The organism is Sediminibacterium roseum (assembly GCF_009939005.1).
GTDB classification, from domain to species: Bacteria; Bacteroidota; Bacteroidia; order Chitinophagales; family Chitinophagaceae; genus Sediminibacterium; species Sediminibacterium roseum.
The window spans coordinates 213,061-229,499 of record NZ_JAACJS010000011.1 but is presented as its reverse complement, the minus strand read 5'-3'; the positions used below and the strand labels follow the sequence as shown (position 1 = coordinate 229,499).

Annotated in this window: 17 protein-coding genes and 2 tRNA genes; 15 read left to right on the top strand and 4 right to left on the bottom strand. The window is 49.0% G+C overall.

Features of this window, described 5'->3' with window-relative positions; genetic code table 11:
* Positions 1 to 64 precede the first annotated feature (64 nt).
* The 6 genes from GWC95_RS06340 to GWC95_RS06315 all read left to right on the top strand — a co-directional run bounded on the left by GWC95_RS06340 (position 65) and on the right by GWC95_RS06315 (position 5,185).
* Positions 65 to 1,198: a serine hydrolase domain-containing protein gene (locus GWC95_RS06340; protein WP_161817846.1), complete on the top strand. Its 1,134-nt coding sequence runs from the start codon at positions 65 to 67 to the stop codon at positions 1,196 to 1,198.
* A gap of 47 nt (positions 1,199 to 1,245) precedes the next feature.
* Positions 1,246 to 2,271: a glycosyltransferase family 2 protein gene (locus GWC95_RS06335; protein WP_161817845.1), complete on the top strand. Its 1,026-nt coding sequence runs from the start codon at positions 1,246 to 1,248 to the stop codon at positions 2,269 to 2,271.
* Between the two features lie 43 nt (positions 2,272 to 2,314).
* On the top strand, positions 2,315 to 2,521 hold the full coding sequence (locus GWC95_RS06330; protein WP_161817844.1) for a hypothetical protein: 207 nt from the start codon (positions 2,315 to 2,317) through the stop codon (positions 2,519 to 2,521).
* 231 nt (positions 2,522 to 2,752) lie between these two features.
* A tRNA-Gly gene (locus GWC95_RS06325) sits at positions 2,753 to 2,825 on the top strand.
* Between the two features lie 57 nt (positions 2,826 to 2,882).
* Positions 2,883 to 2,968: transfer RNA gene (locus GWC95_RS06320), tRNA-Leu, on the top strand.
* Positions 2,969 to 3,613: 645 nt separating this feature from the next.
* Positions 3,614 to 5,185, top strand: a complete 1,572-nt coding sequence (locus tag GWC95_RS06315) for a glycoside hydrolase family 43 protein (protein WP_161817843.1) — start codon at positions 3,614 to 3,616, stop codon at positions 5,183 to 5,185.
* A gap of 42 nt (positions 5,186 to 5,227) precedes the next feature.
* On the opposite strand, the gene GWC95_RS06310 is transcribed toward GWC95_RS06315, so the two are convergent.
* A complete protein-coding gene (locus tag GWC95_RS06310) occupies positions 5,228 to 6,139 on the bottom strand; it encodes an alpha/beta hydrolase (RefSeq protein WP_161817842.1) in 912 nt (303 codons plus the stop codon).
* Positions 6,140 to 6,326: 187 nt separating this feature from the next.
* On the opposite strand from GWC95_RS06310, the gene GWC95_RS06305 reads away from it, so the two are divergent.
* The 5 genes from GWC95_RS06305 to GWC95_RS06285 all read left to right on the top strand — a co-directional run bounded on the left by GWC95_RS06305 (position 6,327) and on the right by GWC95_RS06285 (position 11,892).
* A complete protein-coding gene (locus GWC95_RS06305; RefSeq protein WP_161817841.1) occupies positions 6,327 to 7,733 on the top strand; it encodes an MBL fold metallo-hydrolase RNA specificity domain-containing protein in 1,407 nt (468 codons plus the stop codon).
* Positions 7,734 to 7,827: 94 nt separating this feature from the next.
* On the top strand, positions 7,828 to 8,634 hold the full coding sequence (locus GWC95_RS06300; protein WP_161817840.1) for an SDR family NAD(P)-dependent oxidoreductase: 807 nt from the start codon (positions 7,828 to 7,830) through the stop codon (positions 8,632 to 8,634).
* 45 nt (positions 8,635 to 8,679) lie between these two features.
* Positions 8,680 to 10,818, top strand: coding sequence for a catalase (locus tag GWC95_RS06295; protein ID WP_161817839.1), 2,139 nt, complete (start codon positions 8,680 to 8,682; stop codon positions 10,816 to 10,818).
* Between the two features lie 54 nt (positions 10,819 to 10,872).
* Positions 10,873 to 11,151 carry a SemiSWEET transporter gene (locus GWC95_RS06290; RefSeq protein ID WP_237722090.1) on the top strand — a complete coding sequence of 93 codons (279 nt, stop codon included), beginning with the start codon at positions 10,873 to 10,875 and terminating at the stop codon, positions 11,149 to 11,151.
* Between the two features lie 3 nt (positions 11,152 to 11,154).
* Positions 11,155 to 11,892: a DUF72 domain-containing protein gene (locus GWC95_RS06285; RefSeq protein ID WP_161817838.1), complete on the top strand. Its 738-nt coding sequence runs from the start codon at positions 11,155 to 11,157 to the stop codon at positions 11,890 to 11,892.
* 8 nt (positions 11,893 to 11,900) lie between these two features.
* On the opposite strand, the gene GWC95_RS06280 is transcribed toward GWC95_RS06285, so the two are convergent.
* A complete protein-coding gene (locus GWC95_RS06280) occupies positions 11,901 to 12,125 on the bottom strand; it encodes a hypothetical protein (protein ID WP_161817837.1) in 225 nt (74 codons plus the stop codon).
* 108 nt (positions 12,126 to 12,233) lie between these two features.
* On the opposite strand from GWC95_RS06280, the gene GWC95_RS06275 reads away from it, so the two are divergent.
* Positions 12,234 to 12,647: a hypothetical protein gene (locus GWC95_RS06275; RefSeq protein ID WP_161817836.1), complete on the top strand. Its 414-nt coding sequence runs from the start codon at positions 12,234 to 12,236 to the stop codon at positions 12,645 to 12,647.
* 17 nt (positions 12,648 to 12,664) lie between these two features.
* Here GWC95_RS06275 and GWC95_RS06270 read toward each other — a convergent pair whose 3' ends face one another.
* Entirely contained in the window at positions 12,665 to 13,999 is a 1,335-nt protein-coding gene (locus tag GWC95_RS06270) for a glycoside hydrolase family 27 protein (RefSeq protein ID WP_161817835.1), read from the bottom strand.
* Positions 14,000 to 14,096: 97 nt separating this feature from the next.
* Between GWC95_RS06270 and GWC95_RS06265 the strand changes: the two genes are divergently transcribed.
* Complete coding sequence (locus tag GWC95_RS06265; RefSeq protein WP_161817834.1) at positions 14,097 to 15,272, top strand: multiheme c-type cytochrome; 1,176 nt, start codon at positions 14,097 to 14,099, stop codon at positions 15,270 to 15,272.
* A 72-nt stretch (positions 15,273 to 15,344) separates the two neighbouring features.
* Here the strand turns inward: GWC95_RS06265 and GWC95_RS06260 are convergent, their stop codons facing one another.
* Positions 15,345 to 15,632, bottom strand: a complete 288-nt coding sequence (locus tag GWC95_RS06260) for a hypothetical protein (protein ID WP_161817833.1) — start codon at positions 15,630 to 15,632, stop codon at positions 15,345 to 15,347.
* Between the two features lie 146 nt (positions 15,633 to 15,778).
* Between GWC95_RS06260 and GWC95_RS06255 the strand changes: the two genes are divergently transcribed.
* Both GWC95_RS06255 and GWC95_RS06250 read left to right on the top strand, forming a co-directional pair.
* Positions 15,779 to 15,997 (top strand): hypothetical protein, encoded by a 219-nt coding sequence (locus GWC95_RS06255; protein WP_161817832.1) that lies wholly within the window; start codon positions 15,779 to 15,781, stop codon positions 15,995 to 15,997.
* Positions 15,994 to 16,395 (top strand): tetratricopeptide repeat protein, encoded by a 402-nt coding sequence (locus GWC95_RS06250; protein WP_161817831.1) that lies wholly within the window; start codon positions 15,994 to 15,996, stop codon positions 16,393 to 16,395. The genes GWC95_RS06255 and GWC95_RS06250 overlap by 4 nt, the downstream gene beginning before the upstream one ends.
* Positions 16,396 to 16,439 lie beyond the last annotated feature (44 nt).

Sequence of the window (16,439 nt, the reverse complement as noted above, 5' to 3'; positions counted from 1 at the left end):
CTGACGGAGAAAATGCATAGATGCAAGTTATTCGATATTTTTATGGTAACCAAAACTCATGGCCATGAAGATCGTCCGCCGGATCGTTCGCGTATTGCTGCTCATCATCCTTGTTTTTTCAGCCTATGCATTGCTCAGTGGAAAAACATACCTGTTCAAGGCGGTCGCCTATAATTTTGCGAACATCGACGACTATAAGAAATTCTCCAACAATACCGTTGCCGTAGGAACGCCGCAGCCATGGCCGGTTTCGTCGCTTTACAACCAAACCAAAATCCCGGATTCATTGAGCAACCTGCTGGAAACACTGGGCTCTGTTGGCTTGCTGATGATCCGCAACGATTCCATCGTTGTGGAAAAATATTGGGATGGGTATTCCGACAGTTCCTTGTCCAACTCCTTCTCAATGGCAAAAAGCATCACCAGCCTGTTAACGGGCGTTGCGTTGAAAGAAGGAAAAATAAGATCATTGCAGGAGCCTGTTGGCAATTACCTGCCCGAATTTAAAACGGGCCCAAAATCGAAGATCAGGATCATCGACCTGCTTACGATGAGCAGCGGATCGGATTGGAATGAATCGTATGCCAACCCTTTATCGGTTACCACCGAAGCCTATTATGGATCCGACCTGTATAAAACCGCAACCGGTGTTTCGGCAAAATCGGAGCCGGGCACTTTGTTCAGCTACAAAAGCGGGGATACGCAGTTGCTTGGCCTGGTACTCGAAAAAGCAACCGGTCAATCGCTCAGCGATTATGCCGCGGAAAAACTATGGAAACCCATCGGCGCACAACACCCTGCCTTGTGGAGCACCGATAAAGAGAAGGGCGATGAGAAGGCCTACTGTTGTTTCAATTCCAATACCCGCGATTTCGCGCGCATCGGCAAACTCATGCTCGACAGTGGAAAATGGAAAGGCGTGCCTCTTATCGACAGCGCGTACTATGTAAACTCGATCAAACCCTGTGGCACACCCGATGAAACCCATCAGAAATGCGATTACTATGGATACCAGTGGTGGATAGACCCCGTGCACCCGGAAATCTTTTACGCGCGCGGCATCCTGGGCCAATACATCATCGTGATCCCGTCTAAAAAAACGATCATCGTACGTCTTGGAAAAAAGACATCGCGCATACGGGTGCATACGGTCCCTTTGGAGGTGAGGTACCTGGTGAATTGGGGGCTTGGGGTATAAAGTCCGCGGCTGCTTCCAAAACCTTATTTTCGCACAAACAGCAGAACTTGTCAACGGCACGCATAGCAGTAGTCATTCTTAATTACAACGGAAGAAAACACCTCGAAAACTTTTTGCCATCGGTGTTGGCTTCAACCTATGCGGGTATGCGGGTGGTCGTAGCCGACAATGCCTCCACAGACGATTCGGTGGCTTTTGTAAGGGAGCGTTTCCCATCGGTTGAAATCCTCACGCACGAGCGCAACGAAGGTTTTGCAGGCGGGTATAACTGGGCATTGAAAGAAGTGGAATCGGATTATTACGTGTTGCTCAATTCGGATGTAGCCGTTACGCCTGGCTGGATAGAACCGGTGGTTGCGCTTATGGAATCGGATCACAACATCGCGGCCTGCCAGCCCAAAATACTATCGTATCATCAACCTGAACTATTCGAATATGCGGGCGCTTCCGGCGGATGGATCGATTCGCTCGGTTACCCGTTTTCGCGCGGGAGGATCTTTGATGTGTGTGAAAAGGAAGCGCATCAATACGACGACGCGCGCCCCGTTTTCTGGGCCTCGGGCGCAGCCATGTTTGTTCGTGCGAATGTCTACCATCGTTTAGGCGGGCTCGATGCCTCATTCTTTGCGCACCAGGAGGAGATCGACCTTTGCTGGCGCATGCAGCTGGCAGGGTATAAGGTGATGGTTTGCCCGGCCTCGGTGGTGTTCCATGTTGGCGCGGGCACATTGCCGCGCGGGGGAAGAAAAGTATACCTCAACTTCCGCAACAACCTGGTGATGTTGTGCAAAAACCTGCCCTGGTACGAAAAGGCCTGGAAGCTGCCCCTGCGTTTTGCGCTGGATTCGGTTTCGGCATGGAAAGGGCTTTTTACGGGCGACCGGCATTTTTTTACCGCTATTTTGAAAGCGCACATGTCGGTATTGGCGTATTTTTTTACCCGCCGCCCCAAAAGGCAATTTGCCCGCAAACCCTTACGGGAGCTGGATGGTGTGTACCGCGGATCGGTGGTATGGCAATATTTTGTGAAGCACCGCACCCGTTTTCAGGAAATTATTGGAAAGAAGGCATGATAATTTGCCGGCGAACCTTATTTTTGCACTGCAACTAACCACTATGTCACAACACGATACCCACGAGCACAACGAAAAAGATTTTACCAAGAATTGGGTAAATTCATCCAGGTTCCTGTTTTACCTGCAGGTATTTTGCATTTTAGCATTTGTATTGGGCGGATGTTACCGCTTGTATAACCAGCGCTACAAAGGCAAACCCGATGTAGAGGTTCAAAAAAGTTCGGAGTTCAAACCTGACTATAAATAAAATCTCCAAAAAAAAATTTTGCCGGGAACGCTGGATGTTTATTTTTGCACTCCCAATTTAGTTCTTTTTAATCACCGATCTCGATCACCGAAGCTTCAGCGCAGGTGATAAGCAGATAATCGTTTTTTTCGTAGGTGATAGACGATAGATAAGATCCACCTTCGCTGAAGCTTTGGTATAGGTGGTTGAAATAGGTAGAATCCACCTTCGCTGAAGCTTCGGTGGATGAACGCGAAAGTAGCTCATTTGGTAGAGCACGACCTTGCCAAGGTCGGGGTGGCCGGTTCGAGCCCGGTCTTTCGCTCAGGATCCCGTCAAGCCGGTGGCGTGACGGGATTTTTTTTTGGATTTATTCCAGGAGGCCCCGGTGGTGGAACTGGTAGACACGCAGGACTTAAAATCCTGTTCGCCGCAACGCGAGTACGGGTTCAATTCCCGTCTGGGGCACGAGTTATAGCCGATCAATTTTGATCGGTTTTTTTGTGCGTGGTTGTGATGTGTTATACGCTTCTGTTTAATTTACAGAAGCTTAATGAAAAAGGACATAAAGATGACTGTAATAAAAAGAGCATTACATCGCTTCCTATATAAACACGGTAGTAAAAACGTTCATTGGGTGAAAATTATATCGGTGGCAGTTGTTGTCGCCGGATTTGCCGTCTTTGTTTTATTCAATAATGCAAGGCTGAGTAGATTAAAAAAAGAACGGGATACATTTCCGCGCTATACAATTGGATTTACCACAGGTGAGCACAACAATATACGAGGAAGCATGGTTGTTGACTATGTATTTTTCTATAGACATCACAGATACTAAAATTCTAACAGCACAAAGATTGGCTAATCGGAAAGCCAAAAACCAAAGGCGGGCGTTATCTCGTATGGTTTGCATCTGTCAACCCGGAAAATGCAGCGTTGCTGTTTGACCTTCCTGTTCCTGAGAAAATTCAAAATGCGCCGGATTCAGGTTGGACATCCCTCCCAAAAAAGTAATTGGCATGAAAGAGCAAATGAATTGTCGTAAAACCCTGCCCGCAGTCATCACAATAAATCTTATTTTGTAACAGCAGCATTCATAAACCTGCCATACCCATGCATAGAAATCAACTGCCGGCACTACTTGTTGTAATGGCGGCCCTTTTTATAAATACACCCAATACCAGCCGTGCACAGGCTCACAACCCCATCATTTTCGCAGACGTTCCGGATCTGTCAATCATACGTGTGGGCAACAATTATTACATGAGCAGTACTACCATGCACATGAGCCCGGGGTTGCCCATCATGCGCTCAACAGACCTGGTCAACTGGAAGTTGGTTGGCTATTGCTACGATACGCTTGTCAACAACGACCCCATGAACCTTTCAAACGGCAACAGCACCTACGGCCGTGGATCCTGGGCCAGTTCGATCCGTTACCACAATGGGCTGTTTTACGTGTCCACTTTTTCCGCAACCAGTGGCAAGACGCATATTTATTCCACTGATAACATCGAAAAGGGACAATGGAAAGAAAGATCCTTTCGTCCCGCTTTGCACGACCATTCCCTGTTTTTCGACGATGATGGAAAGGCCTATCTTCTTTACGGAAACAAAAAACTTACGCTGGTGGAACTGAATCCCGATTTGTCGGGGATCAAACCTGGCGGCGTAAACCAGGTTGTTGTTGAAAATTCGACGGCGCCTACAGACAGCATCGGCAGCAGTGGACTGGGAGAGGGCTCGCAGCTGTTTAAGATCAACGGTAAGTATTACCTGTTCAACATCACCTGGCCGAGAGGCGGTATGCGAACGGTTGTGGTGCATCGCGCAGACAGGATCACGGGCCCTTACGAAGGCAGGATCGGGTTACAGGATCTTGGCGTTGCACAGGGAGGATTGATCGATGCACCCGATGGCAACTGGTACGCCTACCTGTTCCGCGACTTTGGCGCCGTGGGCCGCATCCCTTACCTCGTGCCCGTAACATGGAAAGACGGCTGGCCGGTAATAGGCATCAATGGAAAAGTGCCCGATACATTACACCTTCAAAAAAACAAAGAACTGATACCAGGCATTGTTGTATCTGATGAATTCTCCCGCGGGCCGAAAGACCCATTGCTGCCGCTTGCCTGGCAATGGAACCACAACCCTGACAACAGCCTTTGGTCGCTCAAAGAAAGAAAAGGATTTCTCCGGCTGCACACGGGAAGAACAGATAGCTCGTTGCTCCTCGCCCGTAATATGCTTACCCAAAGAACCTTCGGTCCCGTAAGCGAAGCGATCGTGGCTATCGATGTTGCCGGGATGAAAGATGGTGACATTACGGGGCTTTGCCTGCTTCAAAAAAATTATGGCTATGCAGGTGTAAAAATGGATGGATCAAAAAAATACATTGTGATGATCAACGCAGGCAGCGGCACGGCAGTTGAGGCCGCTTTGGTGCCATTGGAGCAGGAAAGGATCTACTTTAAAACGGTTTGTGATTTCAGGAACAGGAAAGATACCGCGCATTTTTCTTACAGCCTTGACAATAAGATATGGCATCCCATCGGAACCACTTTGCAAATGAAGTATACCTTGCCGCATTTTATGGGATACCGTTTTGGCCTTTTCAATTATGCAACAAAAACAACCGGCGGGTTTGCTGACTTTGATTTTTTCCGGGTTGCTTACGGGCAATAGAAATCATAAATTCCGCAACAAGGCACTAACAATGCCCTGTTCTTATCTCACCTTGTCAAAAACATTTTCATCCAGATCCTCTGGCGTCAGCGGATCAGCTGGTTCATTTTGTACGATCGCATGTTCCTCCACATCATCCGGTTCATTTACGATCTCTCCATTCACATACCTGTCGCCGCTGTCCCCGTCGTGCGTAATTTCCTCCAGCCATTGCCCAGCCAGCGAAACCACTTCTTCCCATCCCGGTTCATTACAGATGTAATGGCTTCTTGCGGGAAATACATGGTATAATACGTTTGATTGATCCTCGTAGGCTTTTGCATTCTTTTCTACCAGTTCATGGGGGATGATCTTGTCTTCTTTGCCGGTTACAAAAAGCAAGGGTACGTGTTCTTTGTCCAGGTCCACGTGCCCGGCATCCGTTAAACAATCGCGGAAAATATTCCGGCTGTCGTGCAACGCGGTTTCTTCAAACGCTGTTCTTGCCGCGGCATCATCCAGTGTGTTGCAAAAAGAGCCATGGAACATTTCGGGGTCTGTATAGATGGGTTCATCTCCTTTCAATGGATTTGCGATGACGGCGCTGTTTTTGAAAAAGTCCCAGTCGAATGTCATCATCTTATTCGGTGCCACCGGGCTCACACAAACTGCAGCACTGGCCAGGCCTTTGTTGGCCAATACCTGCGCGATCAATCCACCAACCGAATGCCCGATCACGACCGGTTTGGCGGGAAGCGTTGCAATGATCGCTTCCATTTTATTGATCACAGTTTCAAGTCCGAGCTTACCCAACCCTTGGGGTGGATCGGCGCGCAGCGTTGCCGGATCGCCTTCGTGCTCCGGCCAATCGGGAACAATACATTGGTAACCCCGCGATGTAAAATGCGTTGCCCATTTTTGCCAGCTCTTGCTGTTCTGGAACATGCCGTGTATAAAGAGGATCGTCTTTGTCATAGGATCTTTTTATAGATCACCTCCAATAACATGCCCGCATGGAAAACGTGGAAAGAAATCACCACGGATTTTACCTGCGATTGCCATGGCACGTCAACCGAAATCGTTGTCCACGCAATCTTGTGGCCTGTTCCTGACTGTGCACCCGCGCTGGTATGGATTCTGTATGGATATTCCAAACATTACTATGCATCTTGGATTTCATGGGGCAGCGCGCACGGTTACAGGTTCGAAGCATGTGCTTACACTTCAGAATGGATATAAGATCTTATTGGATTGCGGGATGTTCCAGGGAATGGGGCTGCAGACCACGCGGCTGAATGAACATTTCGGATTTGATCCCACAAGTATTTCCTGTGTGATCTTATCCCATGCGCACATCGATCACTCCGGGTTACTGCCCAAACTCGTTAAAGAGGGATTCAAAGGAGCCATATACAGCAGTGCGGCTACACGCGAGCTCACCGAGATCTTGCTCTACGACAGCGCCTCTATACAGAACTGCCACCACGATGGTTGCCACCCGCTGTACAATGCAGACGATGTAGCGGCCACCATGCACCAGTTCCGCGATATTCCGCTTGATGAATATTGCGAGATCACCAAAGATGTTTCTGTAATGCTTACAGGTGCGGGACATGTAGTAGGCAGCGCCGCCGTTAACCTGGCCGTTCATGAAAACGGGAAACAAACAAAAATACTTTTCACCGGCGATATCGGAAGATACCGCAGCGCATTGATGCAGGGCCCATCGCCTTGTCCGCAGGCCGATGTGATCATTATGGAAAGCACATACGGCAATTGCCTGCACGACATCCACGGCAATGCAGTTGATAAATTATACGAGGCCATCACCGAAACCTGCAGCAGGAACGGCGGCAAACTCATCATCCCCGCATTCAGCGTGGGAAGAACGCAGGAGCTTTTGTATGCACTCAACCAGCTGGAACTGGAAAAACGTTTACCAGCCGTACCCTATTACGTAGACAGCCCGCTGGCGCACAAAGCCACATCGGTTACCTGCAGCCATCTTTCTTATTTTAACGAACGACTGCAGAAGATCCTGGAGATCGATGACAACCCTTTTGATTTCGCCGGGTTGAAATACATCGACGATCCTGCGCAGAGCCAGCAGATCACTTCGTCAAACGAACCTTGTGTTGTGCTTGCCGCGAGCGGAACCGCAGATGCCGGTCGTGTGGTTCACCACATAAAAGCATGCGCGGGCGATAAGCGGAACACGATCCTGATGGCGGGTTTCTGTACGCCGAAAACGATCGGCGGTAAATTGTTACGCGGCGTTCGCAGGCTGCGCATCCACGAACAGAACATTGCTGTACGCGCAAAGGTAGGCAAGCTCGAAGGCATGAGCGCGCATGGCGACCAGGATGATCTTCTTCATTTTCTCCAGTGCCAGGATCCGGCACATGTAAAAAACATCTTCCTCGTTCATGGTGAATATCCTGTGCAGCTTGATTTTGCGGAGAAGCTGGCAAGAGCGGGTTTTCACAACGTGAACATTCCGTCGCAGCACAGGCGCGTAAACCTGGAGCAAGCAAGAAGACCGCGACGTGTAAGGAAGGTGGCGGCTTAACCTGTTCAAGGGTTTCTACATAATCCATGCAGGCCGCCCGACAAATTGGTGGCAGATATTTTGTGCCTTGATTGGTACATCAAAAATTCATTGTATGGAAAGCACAAAAAAATATGCACTCATTACCGGTGCAACCAGCGGGATCGGGTATGAGCTTGCAAAGCTTTTTGCAGGGGACGGCTATAACCTTGTGATCGTTGCAAGAACGCAGGACGACCTTGACAGGGTTGCGGAAGAACTTGGCGGAACCGGGATAGAGGTGATTACACTTGCGAAAGACCTGTTCATTCCCGAAAGCGCATCACAGATACACGGGCTGATCTCGGCACGCGGTATAAAGATCGATGTGTTGGTAAATGATGCCGGGCAGGGGGTATACGGGGAGTTTGTAAACAATGAGCTTTCACGCGAGCTCGACATCATCCAGTTAAACATTTCAAGCCTTGTATCGCTCACCAAATTTTTCCTGAAAGAAATGGTGCAGAGAGGGGATGGAAAGATCCTGAACGTTTCTTCGATCGCCAGCAAGGCGCCTGGTCCCTGGCAGGCCGTGTACCATGGAACAAAGGCCTTTGTACAATCGTTTACAGAAGCCATCCGCGCAGAGGTAAAAGACAAAGGCGTTGTGGTTACAGCATTACTGCCCGGCGTAACCGATACGGATTTTTTCAACAAGGCAGACATGACCGAAAGCAAGGTGGCCCAGGACGAACAAAAAATGGCCGACCCTGCAGATGTAGCCAAAGATGGCTATAAAGCCTTGATGAACGGCGATGATATGGTGGTGTCGGGATTAAAAAACAAGCTCATGGTAGCAATGGGTGCGATCACGCCAGACAGTATACAGGCCAAACAGATGCAGAAAATGCAGGAACCTGTTGGACATGAAGATGCAAAATAACAACAACGCTCACGCGATTAACTCAACCTACAAAAAAACAGCCATATGCCAACCAGGAAAACTCCGGTGGATGCGAAATCTGCCGAGCTGCAACCGGATCGTGAATCACCTGCCGATCAGTTTATGACCACCAACCAGGGTGTAAAAGTAAACGACGACAACAACTCCCTCAAAGCGGGTGAAAGGGGCAGCACGCTGCTCGAGGATTTTATCCTGCGCGAGAAGATCACGCATTTTGACCATGAGCGGATACCCGAACGCATCGTGCATGCGCGCGGTTCGGCGGCACATGGATTTTTTGAATTGTACGAGCCGATGGGCAAGTTCACCAAAGCAGGGTTTCTCAACAACACCAATATCAAAACGCCCGTGTTTGTAAGGTTTTCAACCGTTGCGGGCTCGCGCGGTTCAACCGATCTTGCGCGGGATGTTCGTGGATTTGCCGTAAAATTTTATACGGAAGAAGGCAACTTCGATCTTGTTGGCAACAACATGCCCGTCTTTTTTATACAGGACGCCATGAAGTTTCCCGACCTGGTACACGCCGTAAAACCTGAGCCCCACAACGAAATGCCGCAGGCCGCTTCTGCGCACGATACATTCTGGGATTTTATTTCACTCATGCCCGAATCGGCGCACATGATCATGTGGCTGATGAGCGACCGCGCCATCCCGAGAAGCTACCGGATGATGGAAGGGTTTGGTGTGCATACCTTCCGTTTTATCAATGAAAAGAACGAGGCAAGTTTTGTGAAGTTTCACTGGAAACCTTTGCTGGGCGTGCATTCTGTTGCATGGGACGAAGCCCAGAACATTTCAGGAAAGGACCCGGATTACCACAGGCGTGACCTTTGGGAAGCAATAGAGTCGGGCAATTTTCCACAATGGGAACTCGGTGTTCAGATCGTTGCAGAAAAAGACGAGCACAGCTTTGAATTTGACCTGCTCGATCCAACCAAGATCATACCCGAAGAGATCGTTCCCGTGCAACGCATCGGTAAACTCACATTGAACAGGAACCCGGATAATTTCTTTGCTGAAACGGAACAGGTTGCTTTTCATGTAGGACATATCGTACCCGGTATCGACTTTACAAACGATCCATTGTTACAGGGTCGCTTGTTCTCCTACACCGATACGCAGCTGATCCGCCTGGGCGGCCCTAATTTCCACGAAATACCGATCAACCGCCCGGTAGTGCCCGTTCACAACAACCAACGTGATGGAGCTATGCGGCAGCAGATCAATACAGGAAGAACGAGTTACCATCCCAATACGCTTGGCGGTGGTTGTCCCTTCCAGGCCAAAATGAAAGAAGGTGGTTTTACCTCTTACGCAGAACGCATCGATTCAAAAAAGATAAGGGAACGCAGTGAAAGTTTCCTGGATCATTTCAGCCAGGCCACTTTGTTTTTCAACAGCCAGTCAGATGAAGAAAAAGAACACATCGTTAAAGCATTCACCTTTGAGCTGAGCAAGGTGGAAACGCTGGCGGTGCGCGAGCGGATGCTGGGCATCATCGCAAAGGTTGACAAAGGACTGGCCGCAGCCGTGGCCTATGGCATCGGTGTTTCCGTTCCTAAAAAAGTGGCGCAATACAATTTTAGTGTGCCCGCAGATGCATCGCCAAAGTCGTACGAACCGGTGATGAAAAAAAGTTCGCTCGACAGGTCGGAGGCATTGAGCATGGCAAACACACGCAAAGACTCAATCGCTACAAGAAAGATCGCATTCCTGGTAGCCGACGGCGTAAACGCAGCTTCTGTTGCCGCAATGAAGAAAGCGCTGGAAGCAGCGGGAGCGGTTGTAGAGATCGTTGCGCCGCGACTCGGGCCCGTAGTGGCAGAAGACGGAACAGAGATCAACCCGATCAAAACCTTTACCAATTCGTCTTCGGTGTTTTACGATGCGTTGTATGTGCCCGGCGGCACAAACAGCGTGGCCACACTTGCAGACGATGCAGACGCGGTACATTTTTTAAACGAGGCATTCAAACACTGCAAAGCCATCGCTGCCGATGCGGATGCTGACCAGGTGCTGGAGTCAACTTATTTCATTAACAAGATCGAAGGTGATGACGGTGTGATCGTTGGCGAACCGAAGAAGATCGCGAAAGATTTTATCGGCGCCATTGCACAACACAGGTTTTGGGAAAGGGAGCGGCCAAGAAAAGTGCCGGCTTAAAATACAAACGATGCCCTGTATATGCGGGGCATCGTTGTAAAATCAATGTGAGCTATGAATGAAATGTTATCAGACCCGTTTGTTATTGGTATTGCCGCAGGCGTGTGTACCGGCATCTCTATGTTGCCGCAACTTGTCATGATCATCGGCAAAAAGAAAGCCTCCGATATTTCCCTCGGTATGTTGTTGATACTGCTCTGCGGTGTAGGGTTGTGGGTGTATTATGGAATATTGAAAAAGGACTGGCCCATCATAGCAACCAATGCTTTTTCATTTTTGGTGAATCTGTTGATTCTGTTTTTCAGCCTTAAATACAAAAAACGCAAAGGATAAATCATGTTGTATTGCGGTACTTCCAATATTGTGCTGCCGGTTAAGAACAAGACTTTTTTTCCACCGGAATTCAGCGAAGCGTCGCGGTTAACCTACTATGCTTCCCTGTTCAATTCGCTCGAGGTGAACCAGACGTTTTACAAACTTCCGTTGGAACGCACGCTGGCGCGCTGGCGCGATGAAACGCCCGCATCTTTCCGCTTTACGCTCAAGCTGGGAAAAGAGATCACCCACAACAAAGGACTCCTGTTTGATGAGGCCGTACTAAAAAGATACATGCAGGTGTTTGATGCCATCGGTGAAAAAAAAGGATGCCTGCTGATCCAGTTTCCGGGCGGCACAAAAGCGGATGCATTCAACCAGCTGGAACTGTTGCTCGAGCTGCTTGGCGATATGAATACCGGCTGGAAATTATCTGTCGAGTTCCGCGACAATTCCTGGTACATGGGAGAGGTGTATGAGTTGCTTGCGTTGCACCATGCACTATTGGTTGAGCACGATATGCCCAAATCGGCCACGCCGGCAAAAATTCCTGCCGCTGATACGCGTTTTTTCCGTTTCCACGGGGTGGAAGGCGATTACCGCGGCACCTATACAGATGAATTGATCGGATCGTATGCAACAAAAATTAAGCAGGCCATTGCTGCGAAACAGGATGTATATGCCTATTTCAACAACACCATCGGCGAAGCCGTGCACAACGCCCTGGCCCTGCAAGGAAGGGTGGCCGGTACTACCTGATACAGCTTTTATTGCTCAGGATCGGTGGTGGCAGACTTCGATCCGCCTGCATTCTTGCTTCCATCGTATTCCTTCGGAACAGAGGGGTCTGCTTCTGTGCGGCTGCTTCCTTCATCCATTCTTTTATCGCGCTGGTCGGTATCAAACAGCGGGTCGTTGATATCCCGGTTGCCCACCTTTTCCCGGTTGATGCTGGAGGGATCGGCTTTCTCTTTGTCTTTGTAATAACTCATGATCTGCATCTTTCCTTATGAATATAAAATAGCGTGCCGCTTTGGTTTTTACGACCTGATGATGAGGAATAAACAGCAGGATGATCTTTCGTTTAGTAACTTCGGCCCATGGAATCCCATTACGAGTTCAACGACGAATCATTTGAGCGCGCATTTGCCGGCGGATCGTTCCCCGCGTCTATCTTTAACCACGAAGCCCATGTGCGGCTGGCATGGTTGCATGTGATAAAATACGGGGTAGACCAGGCGGTTGAAAACGTGAATACGCAGCTGCTTGCATTCGTAACGCAACTCGGCGCCGCGGAGAAATACAACAAAACGCTTACGACCGCTGCGGTGAAAGCAGTGCATCATTTTGTATGCAGATCGGGCTCAAAAAGTTTTACTGGTTTTATAGCTGAATTTCCGCGGCTGGTTACCGGTTTCAAGGCATTGATGGCCGCCCATTACGATATTGACATCTTCAATTCGCCCCTGGCGAAGAAGGAATACATAGCGCCGCAATTGTTGCCCTTTGATTGACGTGCGTAGGGTGCAGGTCAATTTCCGGTGATCCTGTAGAGCTTCGCGCCGTGTTTGTTTACAACGGAAGAGAACGACCCGGCATATTGCCCGATGTTCTTTTTGTTCCAGAGATCCCGGAACAAACATTTTCCATTCATTCCAATCTCTTTCAAGTCAACACCCACCGTTACTGCATCTTTATCAGACGAATTGAACAACGCGAGGTATTTTGCCCCGCTTTGCGGATCGTCTGCGATCCAGGCAACGGTGCTGTCTGTGGCAAACAATTGCCTGTTGTTAGAACTGCGTTTCAGAACGTTCAATACTTCTTCGTTGTTCAGCAACGACAACGTAAAGTCGTCGTTGTCGGGCAGGTTCCCGCCAAACATCAATGGAGAACGGAAGATGCACCACAACGTCATCAACGTGTATTGTTCTTCTTTTGTAAACGCGGTCATCCTCGGGTTCCCTCTTTCTGCGCGTATACCGATCCTGCCCAATGGCAGCATGTCGCCATCCGGCCAGCCGCCGGCAACACGGTAGCCGTTCCATTTTTCAAAAACCGCGAAATGATCCCTGAGCATTTTCCAGTTGTCCCAGAAATCATCTACCGTTCTCCACATGTTCGCATGTTGCTGCACATGCGGCGCCGATGCGATCGGCGTTTCGCCGGGAGAGGTGCTCAATACGATCCTTCTGCCCGAGAGATCGATCGCTTTCCTGATCATTTCTATTTCTCCGGCATGGTAGGGCCGCGAGAGATCATCCACTTTCACAAAATCAATTCCCCACGAAGCATACAGTTTGAAAAGCGAATTGTAATATTCCTGCGCGCCGTTCCTGCCCGCAACAACGGTATACATGTCTTTCAGCCATTTGCATTGCAGTTCGGTACTGTAAATGTCTTTTGCCGTTGCGTTGCTGCCCAGCACCGGGAGATCCTTGTTCACCGCCTGTACCGGTATGCCGCGCATGATGTGGATGCCAAACTTCAATCCTTTTTTGTGAATGTAATCTGCAAGCGGCCTGAAACCCTTACCACCTGCGGCTGAAGGAAAACGGTTTACGGCGGGTTGGAACCTTCCGTATTTATCCATTACATAGTCCGGGTCCTTTTCGTTGTAGCCATGCGCTTTGTCGTTTCCCACATACCAGCGTATATCCACCACAACATATTCCCACCCGTATTTTTTCAGGTGCTTTGCCATGTAGTCTGCATTGGCTTTCACTTCCTGTTCCACTACAGTAGGGCCAAAACAATCCCAACTGTTCCAGCCCATGGGCGGGGTTTTGGACCATTCTTTAAAACCCGTTTTTTGCGCGTTGGCGGTGAGTGAAAACAGGAGCAGTGCCGCAAGGATCTTTTTCATGTTGTGGTGGTTGGGATAAATATAATGAATTGTTGCGTGGGGCGCCCAGGCCGGATTTCCAAAGAAAACTACTATCTTAACCGCATCGATGAATACCATGTACCGTAACCGAAAAATATTCCTGGTAGTCGGGTTGCTCGCTCTTATATGCATCATTTTCAACCGGTGTATCAACAGCAAAGCCGGTAATGATCCACGGGGGCCGTTGTATGCAGGATCCGCATCCTGCATCGGTTGCCACAAGGATGTAGCGGGTTCTTATGCGCATACCAATCATTTCAAAACATCAGGCAAGCCTGTTGACAGTATCCTGGAAAAGAACTTCAATACCGCCGGCCATATTTCCTATTACACAGATGGATCAATGGTGACGCTCGAAAAGACGCGCGAGTATATTTACCAGGTTCACCTGAAGAACGGGAACAGGTTGCATGCTGAAAAAATTGATTTCGCTATCGGATCGGGAGAGAAGGCGCAGACCTATGCTTATTGGAAAGATGGACAACTGCTTCAATTGCCGCTTACTTTTTTTGCCGGTATAAGGAGCTGGACCAACAGCCCGGGTTATCCCACCGACCAGGCTTTTTACGACCGGGTGATATTGAGCCGATGTTTTGAGTGCCATGCATCGTTTGTTGAAAAAACAGATGTGCAGGCAGGCTCATTGCAACTCTCAGAAAAACTTGCAGAGCAGACCATTGTGCCGGGTATTGATTGCGAGCGGTGTCATGGTGCGGCTGCCGAACATGTGGCATACCAGCAAAAAAATCCATCGGTAAAAGAAGCGAAGTTTATTACATCCATCAAATCGCTCACGCGAAAACAGCAACTTGATCTCTGCAGTACGTGTCATTCAGGAAACGACCTCGATGTACAACGCACCCTGTTTGCTTTTCAACCCGGGGATACGCTGGCCAATTATTATTTTCCGCATTTTGGCGAGGGCAAGCCCAATCCTGATGTGCATGGGAAACAAATGCAATTGCTTCAGCAGAGCAAATGTTTTGCCGGGAGCCAGATGACCTGCGGCACCTGCCACAACACGCATGTTGCGGAGAACGATCCCAAAATATTTGTTGCAAAATGCATGAGTTGCCACCAGTCGTCCAAACACGCCGTGCAGCAACAAACCGCCGTAAAAAATTGCATCGATTGCCATATGCCGCTGCAGGCATCAAAGGCGCTCGACTTTAACAATGGCAAAGAAAGAAAGCGTATCCCGTACCTTTTGCGTACACACAGGATCGGCGTGTACCTGGAAAGTGTGAAGTGAGCGATCTGGTCTCTGAACCGGGAAACGGAGAACCTGTTGGTTGCATCTCCCGGTTCGGAAATTGAAAAATAGTTAAGAAGCTTCTTTTACCTGTCCTGCATGCTGCAGGTACAACGAATCCTGGTCCATATAGCGCAGCAGTTTTATTTGCCTGGCTTCGGTTGCCTGTGTAAGCGCTATGATGCCGGGCTGGTCCTGGTGGAGCAGCACCATATCCGGCTCCAGGTATTGTAAAATTTCAAGGGCGTGGGCAGAATTTTTTGCCCAGGTACATTTGGCATTTTCGTTGGTTTCATTTTTAACACGGGCTGTAACGATCTTCATCCGGGTGTCGTCTTCGTCGATCAATAAAAAGTGCATTTCCTGTCAGATTAAGTGGTTTAATAATGCTTGGTGCGCAAGGCTTAAAGCTGAACGCGTGTTAACAATAATAAAAAACTATGCCGCGTTGGTTTCTACATTCCGGGAGGTATAATTTTTTCAGTCTTTTTCAAAAAGAGATTCCTATGCACGCGATAGACAGAACCGAGCACCAGATGCTGCTGGAAGAACTTGATGCGCTCGATCATGAAACGATAGAGGTGGAGGGCAGGAGAATGAAACCGAGCCAATGTTACCATGTAAGTGTAGACCCTGTGCATGTTCTCTTTAACGAGAACTGCCCCGAAAGCCTGAAAGAAAAGGTAAATACGATTCTGAAACGCTACAGGTATTTTTCTGTATGAAGGTGGTTCACAAACAGGACGAAAGCATTGCAGACCTTGTTGTCCAGGGCAAAGAAGCCGAGGCAAAAGAGGAATGGGGCGATGCCGGAAAGATCTACCACCGTATTTTAAAGCGCGACAGCAATAACCTGCATGCCTTCCGGCGCTTGATGATCATTTACAGGAAACAGAAAATGTTTTCAGAGGAACTTGCCGTCATCAACAAAGCCCTCGAAGCGTTTTCGAGGCTGTATACGCCCAGGGCGGCCCACAGCAAAAAGGTACAAACCCTTTCTGCAAAGATCAACAGGGCCTTTGGGATGGTAGACAGGAAGGGCAACAGCATATATGAACCCGGTCCCGTTGCGGTTTGGAAAAAACGGCGGGCGCTGGTTGAAAAAAAGCTGAAAGCAGGTTAAACCGGGGTTGCCCATTTTTATCTACAGTTTCTGCATCGGGTATT